The sequence below is a fragment of the Pseudomonas sp. Irchel 3E13 genome (genome assembly GCF_900187455.1).
Classification (GTDB): domain Bacteria; phylum Pseudomonadota; class Gammaproteobacteria; order Pseudomonadales; family Pseudomonadaceae; genus Aquipseudomonas.
Window position 1 is genome coordinate 346,450 of the sequence record NZ_FYDX01000003.1, and the last position, 13,260, is coordinate 359,709.

Genomic DNA, 13,260 nt, shown 5'->3' on the forward strand with positions numbered 1-13,260 from the left:
CCTCAATGTCAGCGGAACATCCGCTTCGCATCCATCAGCTCTTCCGACAGCACCGGACTGCTCGCCGACAACCGCAGATGCCTGAACGCCGGCAACGCCGCCAGCGGCCGTTCCCACTCGTTGCTATCGCACAGCACCCGGGCGATCTGGACGATGTCGATGTAGTCCACCTTGGCGGATTCCCGGTCCAGGTTCTGCACCTCTCCCGGTAACCCGGCCAGTTGCTCGGGGAACTCCCAGACGCTGAGGATCTTGTCGCCCAGCACCGGTTGGATCTGCTCGATCACATGGTTCAGGCAAACCGGGTCCGACAGCAGTTCGTTGTGCTCCTCGGCATAGGTCAGGATCGGCAGCACGCCGATCTGATGGACCAGCCCCGCGAGGGCGGCCTGATCGGGCTTCAGCTCGGTGAAGCGTTGGCACAGTTCATAGCTTATCCCCGCAACCTCAAGGCTTTTCGCCCAGATTTCCCGCATTTTTTGCTCGATCACTTCCGAGCGGGCATGGAAGATCTGCTCGATCACCAGGCCAATCGCGAGGTTGCAGCTGTAGTTGACCCCCAGTCGGGTGATCGCGGTCTGCAGGTCGGTGACTTCAGTAATAGCGCGCAGCAGCGGGCTGTTGACCACTTTGATCAGGCGAGCGGCGAGGGCGGCGTCGCTGCCGATCACCTTGCTCAGGGTGCTGACACTGATCTCGCTGTCTTCCGCCGCTTCGCGGATGCTCAAGGCAACCTCGGGCAGGGTCGGCAAGACCAGATCGTCATTGTCGATGGCGGCCAGTAACTGCGTTTGGACCATCTCGGCCAGCGTGTTCATCGTGATTCTCTCCCGCGTTCAGGGATGGCCCCGTCGGTATGCGCGGTGGGGCGTGGCGGGTTCAGCGCTGGATCTCGCGGTCGCGGTCCAGTTCGTAAGGTAACGGCAGCAGGCTCAGGCGTGGACCTTCGAGACTGCCCAGGTGCAAGTTGTCGTCTTCGACGGCGTCGGCCGTCAGCACCGCGAGCAGTTCGCCGCGGGCGGCAATCACCACTTCACCGACGGATGAACCGTGGGTCGGCGAGAAAATTTCGCTGCCGGGGGCCGGCATCTCGCCCTCGCTCAGGGCCAGCCGGTACAGGCGGCGCTTGAGCTTGCCGAGGTATTGCATGCGGGCGACGATTTCCTGGCCGGTGTAGCAGCCTTTCTTGAAGCTGACGCCACCCACCGCCTGCAGATTGATCATCTGTGGAATGAACAACTCGCGGGTCTGTTCCATGACCTGTCCGATACCGGCGCGGATTTGTCCGAGCAGCCAGTCGTCCAGCTCGCCTTCCGACAGATGGTCGCTCAATTTCGCACGCACCGAGTCGGCCTGGGCGGCAGGCACCCACAGTTCGACACGGTCAGGAGAAACATTGATCGCGATCAGACCGTCATGGCGCACGGTGGCGCCAGCCTGATCCGGCACTTCCAGGCCCAGGGAGGCGAGGGCAGCTTCACCGTGGCTCAGGCCGAAACGGACCCAGGCAGCGCTTTCGTCGGTGAGCTTGGCCTTGGAGAACACGGCGTACTTCTTCAGGTCGGCCAGTTGCGGCTCCAGCAGCTCGCGGGTCATGGCCAGAAGGAAGCCATCGCCTTCGGGAAGGATGCGGAAGCTCGATTGCATCCGGCCTTTCTGCATGCAGCGCGAGCCGAGGCTGGAGGTGTTTTCGCTGAGATAACCGATATGGCAGGTCAGTTGACCTTGAAGGAACTTGCCAGCGTCCGAACCGCGTACAGCGAGGACGCCTTCATGGGAGAGGGTGCAGAAAAAAGCGGAGTCGGCCATGGTTCATCGCAGGTGAAATAAGACTGGGGGCCATCATAGAGTGCCATTGGCAAAATAGGTAGCGGACCTAGACCAATGCCGTGTGCCCTTGTGGGGTCCGGTCTGTATACTGGCCGCCTATTCGAGGAGGGCCCCATGGTCGAACAAACTGAACTCAATCGACTGTTCTGGCACAGCCGCCGCGGCATGCTGGAACTGGACGTACTGCTGGTACCTTTCACCCAGGAGGTTTACTCGACCCTGAGCGAGACGGATCGCGAGCTGTATGTTCGTCTGCTGAGCTGTGAAGACCAGGACATGTTCGGCTGGTTCATGGAACGCTCCGAGTCCGAAGACCCGGAACTGCAACGCATGGTTCGCATCATCCTGGACCGTGTCCAGCCCAAGTAACAGTTTCGAGTGCCGCTGGCAGGGCTCGAAGCTACTGCTGGCGGCTTATCTCGCCTGTCTCGCGCTGGCCATCACGGCGCTTGCGCTCCTGGCGATCCCGCCACTGCTTGCCCTCGCGGGCCTGGCCCTTTGCCTGGGGCATGCCTTCTGGGTCATTCCCCGCCAGATCCTCCTTTCCCACCCCGACGCCATCACCCGACTGCGCCTCGATGCCCATGGCTGGCAGCTATGGAGTGCCGTTCGTGGCTGGCACGCGGTGCAATTGCGCCGCGACAGCATGGCGCTGCCGGGGTTGGTGATCCTGCGTTTCCGCAGGCCCGGGCAATTCTTCGCCCGCAGCCAGTGCATCGGCCATGACGCGCTGGAGCCGGTGCAGCACCGGCGCCTGCGCTTGCGGCTGAAGTTCAGTCGGAAAAGGTGGGCGGCTGCAGAATAGTGTCCCTGGCATCCGGCAGCAGGTTCGGATAGTCCAGGGTGTAATGCAGGCCGCGGGACTCCTTGCGCTGCATGGCTGACTTGATCATCAGCTCGGCAACCTGGGCCAGGTTGCGCAGCTCGATCAGGTCGCGGCTGACTTTGTAGTTGCTGTAGAACTCGTCGATTTCATCCAGCAGCAGGCGCACGCGGTGCTCGGCCCGTTGCAGGCGCTTGTTGGTGCGCACGATGCCGACGTAGTCCCACATGAACCGCCGCAACTCGTCCCAGTTGTGCGCGATGATCACGTCCTCGTCCGAGTCGGTCACCTGGCTGGCGTCCCAGCAGGGCAGGGCGTTGGGCATGCCGACCTGTTCCAGTTGCGCGACGATGTCGGCAGCCGCCGAACGACCATAGACGAAACACTCCAGCAGCGAGTTGCTGGCCATGCGGTTGGCGCCGTGCAGGCCGGTGAAACTGGTTTCGCCGATGGCGTAGAGGCCCGGCACATCGGTGCGACCGTCCTGGTCGATCATCACGCCGCCACAGGTGTAGTGGGCGGCCGGGACCACCGGGATCGCCTGGCGGGTAATGTCGATGCCGAAGGTCAGGCAGCGTTCGTAGACGGTCGGGAAGTGGCTTTTGACGAAATCGGCGGGCTTGTGGCTGATGTCCAGATAGACGCAGTCCACGCCCAGTCGCTTCATTTCATGGTCGATGGCGCGGGCGACGATATCCCGTGGCGCCAGTTCGGCGCGCGGGTCGAAGCGGGGCATGAAGCGTTCGCCGTTGGGCAGCTTGAGCAATCCGCCTTCGCCACGCAGGGCCTCGGTGATCAGGAAACTTTTGGCCTGCGGGTGATACAGGCAGGTCGGGTGGAACTGGTTGAATTCCAGGTTGGCCACCCGGCAACCGGCGCGCCAGGCCATGGCGATGCCGTCGCCACAGGCGCCGTCCGGGTTGCTGGTATAGAGGTAGACCTTGGCTGCGCCGCCGGTGGCCAGCACCGTGAAGCGAGCGCCGAAGGTGTCGACCTCGCCGGTCGCGCGATTGAGCACGTAGGCGCCGAGGCAGCGTTCGCCGTCCAGGCCGAGGCGGCGTTCGGTGATCAGGTCCACCGCTACGCGCTGCTCCAGCAGTTCGATATTCGGCCGCTGCCGGGCCTGGTCCAGCAAGGTTTTGAAGATTGCCGCCCCCGTGGCATCGGCGGCATGGATGATGCGCCGGTGGCTGTGACCGCCTTCGCGGGTCAGGTGGAACTCGAAACCACCGTCGTCGACGCTGGCATGTTCGTCGCGGGTGAAGGGCACGCCCTGGTCGATCAGCCACTGGATCGACTCGCGGCTGTGCTCGACGGTGAAGCGCACCGCGTCTTCGTGGCACAGGCCGCCGCCGGCATTGAGGGTGTCTTCGACGTGGGATTGCACGGTGTCGGTATCGTCCAGCACCGCGGCGACGCCGCCCTGCGCCCAAAAGGTCGAGCCGTTGGCGAGATCGCCCTTGCTCAGTACCGCGATGCGCAGATGGGAGGGCAGGTTCAGTGCCAGGCTCAGGCCCGCGGCACCGCTGCCGATCACGAGGACGTCATGTTGTAATTGTTGGCTCATGTCTGGATTTTCCGCGCGGGGCGACCACGAAGGACACTGGTATAAGGACGGTGGTATCGGCACAATGGTCAAGCGTTTATGGCATTGTGAAACTATCGTGAATCTGGGTGGGGTGCCTTTATAGCAGCCTCAATGCCCTGATTTCCATGTCACTGACGCGCTTCTGGCAGCCACGCGTGGAACTTTACTGGAAACGTACCTATCCATAGAGGGTTGCCTGTACGCCAGCAGCCGCAGCGGCAGGAGGCGACGGTCGTTTTGATCGTTGCCCATGTATAGAAGACTGATTTATTGACGCAGCCGGCAGCGACCGCGCTGCGTTTTTCGTGCGAGCCGATCAAGGGCCGCCGGAAACTTGTCTGGAGGGGGAGAACTTTTGCAAAAAGCCCGAGTCTATGGTTGCAAGCCTGAACGATGGCCAATGCAGCACCCCTCCAGGTTCACCGAGGAGTGTTCATGCTAACCCAGGAAGAGGATCAGCAGCTTGTCGAGCGCGTGCAGCGCGGCGACAGGCGAGCGTTCGATCTGTTGGTGCTGAAGTATCAGCACAAGATTCTCGGGTTGATCGTGCGATTCGTGCACGACACCCATGAGGCCCAGGATGTAGCGCAGGAAGCGTTCATCAAGGCCTACCGTGCTCTTGGCAATTTTCGTGGTGACAGCGCTTTCTATACCTGGCTGTACCGCATTGCGATCAACACGGCGAAAAACTATCTGGTGTCCCGCGGTCGGCGGCCACCGGACAGCGATGTCAGTTCCGAGGATGCAGAGTTTTACGATGGCGATCATGGCCTCAAGGACCTCGAATCCCCAGAACGGGCGCTGTTGCGGGATGAGATCGAAGGCACCGTCCATCGAACCATCCAGCAACTGCCAGAAGATTTGCGTACGGCGTTAACTTTACGTGAATTCGATGGTCTGAGTTACGAGGACATTGCGAGCGTCATGCAGTGTCCGGTGGGTACCGTGCGCTCTCGTATTTTCCGCGCTCGGGAGGCCATAGACAAAGCCCTGCAGCCGTTGTTGCAGGAAACCTGAGACAGCGGCGACAGCCAAGAGAGGAACCGCCATGAGTCGTGAAGCTTTGCAGGAATCGCTGTCCGCGGTGATGGATAACGAAGCGGACGAACTGGAATTACGTCGGGTATTGAGTGCCATGGACGATTCCGACACCCGAGCCACCTGGTCGCGTTACCAGGTCGCCCGTGCAGCGATGCACAAGGAACTGCTGCTGCCGAAACTGGATATCGCCTCCGCGGTCTCCGCCGCGCTGGCCGATGAAGCTACGCCGGCCAAGGTTACTCGCGGCCCATGGCGTACTGTTGGTCGCCTGGCGGTAGCCGCCTCGGTGACACTGGCAGTGCTGGTCGGTGTACGCCTGTACAACCAGGACGAAATCACGGGTGCCCAACTGGCTGCTCAGCAACCGGTTCAACAAGGCCTGGTTGCACCACAGGTCCAGGGTCCGGCGGTTCTGGCAGGCTATAGTGAAAGTGCTGAACAGCCTACCGGGCCGATGGCCAATGGCGTGCTGCAAGGCCAAAGCGGCTGGCAAGACCAGCGTCTGCCAGGCTATATGCGCCAACACGCTCAGGAAGCAGCAGTGAAGGGTACTGAAAGCGCACTGCCTTACGCTCGTGCCGCCAGCCTGGATAATCGCTAGGAACACCAAGGAGGATCATGCGCGCGCTACCTCTCATACCGCTCTTGCTCAGCGGCTGTCTGACGCTGCCGGCCTTGGCCGCCAACTCGTCGACAGATGCCGCTGATTGGCTCAACCGTCTGGCCAAGGCCGAGCAGGAGCAAAGTTATCAGGGCACTTTCGTTTACGAGCGCAATGGTAGTTTCTCCACCCACGATATCTGGCATCGGGTCCAGGACGGTAAAGTCAGTGAGCGGCTGTTGCAGCTCGATGGTCCGGCCCAGGAAGTCGTGCGTGTCGATGGGCAGACCCAATGCGTGAGCGGGGCCCTGGTTCCGGGTGTGGGCAATGCGACGCAGTCGTCGGCGCGAGTCCTCGATCCTCTGAAACTCATGAACTGGTACGACTTGAGCGTCGCGGGCCAATCCCGCGTCGCCGGGCGCGATGTGGTGATTCTTACCCTGCGCCCGCGTGACCAGCATCGTTATGCATTCGAGTTGTACCTGGATCGTAAAACAGCGCTCCCGCTGAAGTCCCTGTTGATCAACGACAAGGAGCAACTGCTGGAGCGCTTCCAGTTCACCAGCCTGGAGACCAGGGTCCCCAGCGACGGTGAGCTCAAGTCCAGTGCCAATTGCCAGCAGGTTGCCCCGGCGTCAGGTCAGGCCAATGAGGCAGTGGTGGGCTGGCGTTCGGATTGGCTGCCGCCCGGTTTCGAGCTGGTCAACAGCAGTGTGCGCAAGGACCCGGACGGCAAGCACAGTATCAGCAGCATGATGTATGACGATGGTCTGGCGCGGTTTTCGGTGTTCCTCGAGACGATCGACAGTGGTGCCGGCTCTGACGCTCGCACCCAGTTGGGCCCGACTGCCGCTGTCTCGCGTCAACTGACCACGCCAAAGGGCGAAATGATGGTCACGGTCGTGGGAGAAATCCCGATTGGCACCGCTGAGCGTGTGGCGTTGTCGATGCGCCTGCAGGACGCTCAAGCCAGCCAGTGATAAACCCTGGAGTTGTTTTAGTACATGGATGACAAGGATGAAAAGCATGTCCCAGAGCCGCTGACATGATTGGTAAGCCTTCAAGTTTGCAAAAACATCCAGATTTTTCTATAGGTCAGCCCCTTCGGGGTCTGGCCTTTCCTGCTGTTGCAGCATCAAGAATGCCAATGTTTCTGGCCTGGTCGCAGCCCTTGGGTTTGTCACCAGGCCTTTTTCGTTGGCAGGTCCCTACTGCTTAACCACGCTCGTTGTGACGGGAGCCGTATGTCAATACCACGCTTGAAATCCTATCTATCGCTGTTTGCGGCCGTGCTGATGCTCGGCCAGATGGCTGCTGCCCAGGCTGAAGCCCTGCCGGACTTCACCACCCTGGTCGAGCAGGCTTCGCCGGCCGTCGTTAACATCAGTACCAAGCAGAAACTGCCGGATCGCCGCGTCGCTGCCGGTCAGATGCCGGACCTCGAAGGCCTGCCACCGATGTTCCGTGAGTTCTTCGAGCGCAGCATTCCGCAGCAACCTCGCGGTGGTGATCGCCAGCGTGAAGCGCAGTCGCTGGGTTCGGGTTTCATCATTTCCGATGATGGCTACGTGCTGACCAACAACCACGTGGTCGCCGATGCCGACGAAATCATCGTCCGCCTGTCCGACCGCAGTGAGCTGCAAGCCAAGCTGGTCGGCACCGACCCGCGCACCGACGTGGCGCTGCTCAAGGTCGAAGGCAAGAACCTGCCGACCGTGAAGCTGGGCGACTCGTCCAAGCTGAAAGTGGGTGAGTGGGTACTGGCGATCGGCTCGCCGTTCGGTTTCGACCATTCGGTGACCAAAGGTATCGTCAGCGCCAAGGGCCGTACCCTGCCGAACGACACCTATGTGCCGTTCATCCAGACCGACGTGGCGATCAACCCGGGTAACTCCGGTGGCCCGCTGTTCAACATGAATGGCGAAGTCGTGGGTATCAACTCGCAGATCTTCACCCGTTCCGGCGGCTTCATGGGCCTGTCGTTCGCGATCCCGATCGATGTGGCAATCGACGTTTCCAATCAGTTGAAGAAAGACGGCAAGGTCAGCCGTGGCTGGCTGGGCGTAGTGATCCAGGAAGTCAACAAGGACCTCGCTGAATCCTTCGGTCTGGACAAGCCGGCCGGTGCCCTGGTAGCCCAGGTGCTGGAAAACGGTCCGGCCGCCAAAGGTGGTCTGCAGGTGGGGGACGTGATCCTCAACCTGAACGGCCAGCCAATCATCATGTCCGCCGACCTGCCGCACCTGGTGGGTGGTCTGAAAGACGGTGCCAAGGCCAAGCTGGAAATTATCCGCAACGGCAAGCGCCAGAACCTCGACGTGACCATCGGCGCGCTGCCGGATGACGATCAGGAAGTCAGCGCCAGTGCTGGTGGTGGGCTCGAGCGCAACAGCAACCGCCTGGGCGTTACGGTCTCCGACCTGACCGCCGAGCAGAAAAAGTCCCTGGAACTCAATGGTGGCGTCGTCATCAAGGAAGTCCAGGACGGTCCGGCGGCCTTGATCGGCCTGCGTCCAGGTGACGTCATCAGCCACCTGAACAACCAGGCGATCGCTTCGGCCAAGGAGTTCACCGAAATCGCCAAGGAACTGCCGAAGAACCGTTCGGTGTCCATGCGCGTACTGCGTCAGGGTCGTGCCAGCTTCATCACCTTCAAGCTGGCTGAATAAGCCGGTCTGACCAGAAAGGGCAGCCTCGGGGCTGCCCTTTTTTGTGCCCGCCACTTGATGAAATCGGCAGCGTCGGGCGTTTGCCTGGCGAATGGAATCTCCCACAACCCATCGGCATCAGGTACAATTCCCGGCTATTTTTCGGCGGGCGTCCGGCCTGCAGCCTTTTTGAGTGTTGATCCGTGAGTGATTTGAGTCATATCCGCAATTTCTCCATCATCGCCCACATTGACCATGGCAAGTCGACGCTGGCCGACCGCTTCATCCAGATGTGCGGTGGCCTCAGTGCCCGCGAGATGGAAGCGCAGGTTCTCGACTCCATGGACCTCGAGCGCGAGCGCGGGATCACCATCAAGGCCCACAGCGTCACCCTGCATTACAAAGCCAATGACGGCGTTACCTACCAGCTGAACTTCATTGACACCCCCGGCCACGTTGACTTCACCTATGAAGTCAGCCGTTCGCTGGCGGCCTGTGAAGGTGCGCTGCTGGTGGTCGACGCGGGTCAAGGCGTGGAGGCCCAGTCGGTCGCCAACTGTTACACCGCCATCGAGCAGGGCCTGGAAGTCATGCCGGTCCTGAACAAGATGGACCTGCCCCAGGCTGACCCGGACCGCGTCAAGGACGAAATCGAGAAGATCATCGGCATCGATGCCACCGACGCCGTTGCCTGCTCGGCCAAGAGCGGCATGGGCGTCGATGAAGTGCTGGAGCGTCTGGTACAGACCATTCCAGCACCGACCGGCGATATCGAAGCACCGCTTCAGGCGCTGATCATCGACTCCTGGTTCGACAACTACCTGGGCGTCGTCTCCCTGGTGCGCGTGCGTCATGGCCGCGTGAAGAAGGGCGACAAGATCCTGGTCAAGTCCACCGGCAAGATCCACCTGGTGGACAGCGTCGGTGTCTTCACCCCGAAACACACTGCCACCGCTGACCTCAAGGCCGGTGAAGTGGGCTTCATCATTGCCAGCATCAAGGACATTCACGGCGCGCCAGTGGGCGACACCCTGACCTTGAGCTCGACTCCTGATGTCGATGTGCTGCCAGGTTTCAAACGTATTCAGCCGCAGGTTTATGCCGGCTTGTTCCCGGTCAGTTCCGACGACTTCGAAGATTTTCGTGATGCGTTGCAGAAACTGACCCTGAACGACTCCTCGCTGCAGTACCTGCCGGAAAGCTCCGACGCCTTGGGCTTCGGCTTCCGTTGCGGCTTCCTCGGCATGCTGCACATGGAGATCATCCAGGAGCGCCTGGAGCGCGAATACAACCTGGACCTGATCACCACCGCGCCGAGCGTGATCTTCGAGGTCAAGCTCAAGACCGGCGAAACCATTCACGTCGACAACCCGTCCAAGCTGCCGGACGTGTCGTCGGTCGAGGATTTCCGCGAGCCGATCGTCGCCGCGACCATCCTCGTGCCCCAGGAGCACCTGGGCAACGTCATCACCCTGTGCATCGAGAAGCGTGGCGTTCAACGCGACATGCAGTTCCTCGGTTCGCAGGTACAGGTACGCTACGACCTGCCGATGAACGAAGTGGTACTGGACTTCTTTGATCGCCTGAAGTCCACCAGCCGCGGCTACGCCTCGCTGGACTACCATTTCGATCGCTACCAGTCGGCCAACCTGGTCAAGCTCGACGTGCTGATCAACGGCGACAAGGTCGACGCCCTGGCACTGATCGTGCACCGTGACAACGCGCACTACAAAGGTCGCGCGTTGACCGAGAAGATGAAGGAGCTGATCCCTCGGCAGATGTTCGACGTGGCAATCCAGGCCGCCATTGGCGGGCAGATTGTGGCGCGGACCACGGTCAAGGCACTCAGAAAGAACGTACTGGCCAAATGTTACGGTGGCGACGTGAGCCGTAAGCGCAAGCTGCTCGAGAAACAGAAGGCCGGTAAGAAACGCATGAAACAGGTCGGCAACGTGGAAATCCCACAGGAAGCCTTCCTCGCCGTGCTCAGGTTGGATAGTTAGGTCCTATGTCACTAAATTTCCCGCTGTTGCTCGTCATCGCTGTCGCTGTGTGTGGGCTGCTGGCCCTGATCGATCTGCTGTTCCTGGCACCTCGCCGGCGTGCGGCGATCGCCAACTATCAGGGCAGCGTCACCCAGCCCGAGATGGCGGTGGTCGAGCAGTTGAACAAGGAACCGTTGCTGGTCGAGTACGGCAAATCGTTCTTCCCGGTGCTGTTCATCGTGCTGGTGCTGCGCTCGTTCCTGGTTGAACCGTTCCAGATCCCGTCGGGCTCGATGAAGCCGACCCTGGAAGTGGGCGATTTCATCCTGGTGAACAAGTTCTCCTATGGCATCCGCCTGCCGGTGATCGACAAGAAGGTCATCGAGGTGGGCGATCCACAGCGTGGCGATGTGATGGTGTTCCGCTACCCAAGCGACCCGAACGTCAACTACATCAAGCGTGTGGTAGGTCTGCCGGGCGATCAGGTGCGCTACACCAGCGACAAGCGCCTGTACGTCAACGGCGAGCTTATCGCCGAGCAACTGGTTGGCGCCGAGCCGGGCACTTTGGGCAGCGCCGAGCTGTACAAGGAAAAGCTCGGTGAGGCCGAGCACCTGATCCGCAAGGAGATGAGTCGCTACCGCATGCCGCCGGACCAGCAGTGGGTGGTGCCCGCCGGGCACTATTTCATGATGGGCGACAACCGCGACAACTCCAACGACAGCCGCTACTGGGATGATCCTTCGATTCCCAAGGAACTGCTGGGCATGGTCCCGGACCAGAACATCGTCGGCAAGGCCTTTGCCGTCTGGATGAGCTGGCCGGAACCGAAACTGAGCCACTTCCCGAGTCTGTCGCGGGTAGGGCTGATCAAGTAGCACCTTCACGGCGCTGTCCTTCGGGACGGCGCCGAGTGCTTTTCTGGCATAGGCTGTATCGAGGGACTGCGCAAGTGGTTCCCAGCCATCCAGGCCAGCAGGCATGAATCCACACCGTCTTTCAGGATCTGCATTTGAACAACGCTTTATTTTCGACGGCCGCCGGCCGGATTGAACCGTGCGGCACCGGCGCCCAGGCGTCGCCGCTGACCATCGACCACGAACTTCGCGTGGGTACACCGTGAGCGTTTCCTTGAGCCGCCTCGAGCATCAGCTCGGCTACACCTTCAAGAACCAGGAGCTGATGCTGCTGGCCCTGACACACCGCAGCTTCGCCGGTCGCAACAACGAGCGGCTGGAGTTCCTGGGTGATGCCATCCTCAACTTCGTCGCCGGCGAAGCCCTGTTCGAACGCTTCCCTCAGGCCCGCGAAGGCCAGTTGTCGCGTCTGCGTGCCCGCCTGGTGAAGGGCGAGACCCTGGCCGTGCTGGCCCGTGGCTTCGACCTTGGCGAGTACCTGCGCCTGGGCTCGGGTGAACTGAAAAGCGGCGGTTTCCGCCGCGAGTCGATTCTGGCCGATGCCCTTGAGGCACTGATCGGTGCGATCTACCTCGATTCCGACATGCAGATCGCCCGTGAGCGCGTGCTGGCATGGCTGGCCGGCGAGTTCGAGAGCCTGACCCTGGTCGACACCAACAAAGACCCGAAAACCCGTTTGCAGGAGTTCCTGCAGTCGCGGGCCTGCGACCTGCCGCGCTATGAAGTGGTGGATATCCAGGGCGAGCCGCATTGCCGGACGTTCTTCGTCGAGTGCGAAGTGACCCTGTTGACCGAAAAAAGCCGGGGGCAAGGTGTCAGCCGGCGTATCGCCGAGCAGGTTGCAGCCGCAGCGGCACTGATCGCCCTGGGCGTGGAGAATGGCAATGACTGATACGAACACTACCCGTTGCGGCTATGTCGCCATCGTCGGCCGCCCCAACGTGGGCAAGTCGACGTTGCTCAACCATATCCTCGGGCAAAAGCTGGCGATCACCTCGCGTAAGCCGCAGACCACCCGTCACAACATGCTCGGGATCAAGACCGAGGGTGATATCCAGGCGATCTACGTCGATACCCCCGGCATGCACAAGAGCAACGAAAAGGCGCTCAACCGCTACATGAACAAGACCGCTTCGGCGGCGTTGAAAGACGTCGACGTGGTGATCTTCGTGGTCGACCGTACCCGCTGGACCGACGAAGACCAGCTTGTTCTGGAGCGCGTGCAGTATGTGCAGGGCCCGGTGATCCTGGCGATCAACAAGACCGACCGGATCGAGGAAAAGGCCGACCTGATTCCGCACCTGCAATGGCTGCAGGAACAACTGCCGAATGCCGAAATCGTGCCGATTTCCGCCCAGCAGGGACACAACCTCGAATCGCTGGAAGGCCTGATCGCCAAGCACCTGCCGGAAAACGATCATTTCTTCCCGGAAGATCAGATCACCGACCGCAGCAGCCGCTTCCTGGCCGCCGAACTGGTCCGCGAAAAGATCATGCGCCAGCTCGGTGCCGAGCTGCCGTACCAGATCACCGTCGAGATCGAAGAGTTCAAGCAGCAGGGTGCTGTGCTGCACATCCATGCCCTGATCCTGGTCGAGCGTGATGGCCAGAAGAAAATCATCATTGGCGACAAGGGCGAGCGCATCAAGCGCATCGGTACCGAGGCGCGCAAGGATATGGAAGTGCTGTTCGACGCCAAGGTGATGCTCAACCTCTGGGTCAAGGTCAAAGGCGGCTGGTCCGACGATGAGCGCGCGCTGCGCTCGCTGGGCTACGGCGACCTGTAATCCCCCAAGGCCCGATACCGTCCGGTATCGGGCCGACTTT

13 protein-coding genes are annotated in these 13,260 nt (G+C 61.1%); 10 read left to right on the top strand and 3 right to left on the bottom strand.

Going from position 1 to position 13,260, the window contains the following annotated elements; all coding sequences use genetic code 11:
• Positions 1-8 precede the first annotated feature (8 nt).
• Together CKW37_RS06380 and CKW37_RS06385 are read right to left on the bottom strand one after the other, a co-directional pair.
• Positions 9-818, bottom strand: a complete 810-nt coding sequence (locus CKW37_RS06380; RefSeq protein WP_095154832.1) for an HDOD domain-containing protein — start codon at positions 816-818, stop codon at positions 9-11.
• A 61-nt stretch (positions 819-879) separates the two neighbouring features.
• On the bottom strand, positions 880-1,809 hold the full coding sequence (locus CKW37_RS06385; protein WP_095154833.1) for a folate-binding protein YgfZ: 930 nt from the start codon (positions 1,807-1,809) through the stop codon (positions 880-882).
• A gap of 135 nt (positions 1,810-1,944) precedes the next feature.
• Here CKW37_RS06385 and CKW37_RS06390 point away from each other — a divergent pair, with 135 nt between their 5' ends.
• A complete protein-coding gene (locus tag CKW37_RS06390) occupies positions 1,945-2,199 on the top strand; it encodes a succinate dehydrogenase assembly factor 2 (protein WP_095154834.1) in 255 nt (84 codons plus the stop codon).
• Positions 2,183-2,635 (top strand): protein YgfX, encoded by a 453-nt coding sequence (locus tag CKW37_RS06395; protein ID WP_095154835.1) that lies wholly within the window; start codon positions 2,183-2,185, stop codon positions 2,633-2,635. The genes CKW37_RS06390 and CKW37_RS06395 overlap by 17 nt, the downstream gene beginning before the upstream one ends.
• Here the strand turns inward: CKW37_RS06395 and nadB are convergent.
• Positions 2,604-4,220, bottom strand: coding sequence for an L-aspartate oxidase (gene nadB / locus CKW37_RS06400; protein ID WP_095154836.1), 1,617 nt, complete (start codon positions 4,218-4,220; stop codon positions 2,604-2,606). The two genes, CKW37_RS06395 and nadB, sit on opposite strands and share 32 nt — an antisense overlap.
• Before the next feature lie 456 nt (positions 4,221-4,676).
• Between nadB and rpoE the strand changes: the two genes are divergently transcribed.
• The 8 genes from rpoE to era all read left to right on the top strand — a co-directional run bounded on the left by rpoE (position 4,677) and on the right by era (position 13,220).
• Positions 4,677-5,258: an RNA polymerase sigma factor RpoE gene (gene rpoE / locus CKW37_RS06405; protein ID WP_010220971.1), complete on the top strand. Its 582-nt coding sequence runs from the start codon at positions 4,677-4,679 to the stop codon at positions 5,256-5,258.
• A gap of 31 nt (positions 5,259-5,289) precedes the next feature.
• A complete protein-coding gene (locus CKW37_RS06410) occupies positions 5,290-5,883 on the top strand; it encodes a sigma-E factor negative regulatory protein (protein WP_095154837.1) in 594 nt (197 codons plus the stop codon).
• Between the two features lie 17 nt (positions 5,884-5,900).
• Positions 5,901-6,863, top strand: a complete 963-nt coding sequence (locus CKW37_RS06415; RefSeq protein WP_095154838.1) for a MucB/RseB C-terminal domain-containing protein — start codon at positions 5,901-5,903, stop codon at positions 6,861-6,863.
• 315 nt (positions 6,864-7,178) lie between these two features.
• Entirely contained in the window at positions 7,179-8,552 is a 1,374-nt protein-coding gene (locus CKW37_RS06420) for a DegQ family serine endoprotease (RefSeq protein WP_256587697.1), read from the top strand.
• Positions 8,553-8,734: 182 nt separating this feature from the next.
• A complete protein-coding gene (gene lepA, locus CKW37_RS06425; RefSeq protein WP_095154840.1) occupies positions 8,735-10,534 on the top strand; it encodes a translation elongation factor 4 in 1,800 nt (599 codons plus the stop codon).
• A gap of 5 nt (positions 10,535-10,539) precedes the next feature.
• Positions 10,540-11,394 (top strand): signal peptidase I, encoded by an 855-nt coding sequence (lepB, locus tag CKW37_RS06430; protein ID WP_095154841.1) that lies wholly within the window; start codon positions 10,540-10,542, stop codon positions 11,392-11,394.
• A gap of 241 nt (positions 11,395-11,635) precedes the next feature.
• Entirely contained in the window at positions 11,636-12,325 is a 690-nt protein-coding gene (gene rnc / locus CKW37_RS06435) for a ribonuclease III (RefSeq protein ID WP_095154842.1), read from the top strand.
• Entirely contained in the window at positions 12,318-13,220 is a 903-nt protein-coding gene (era, locus tag CKW37_RS06440) for a GTPase Era (RefSeq protein ID WP_095154843.1), read from the top strand. Before rnc ends, era begins: the two co-directional genes overlap by 8 nt.
• The last annotated feature ends 40 nt before the right edge of the window (positions 13,221-13,260 follow it).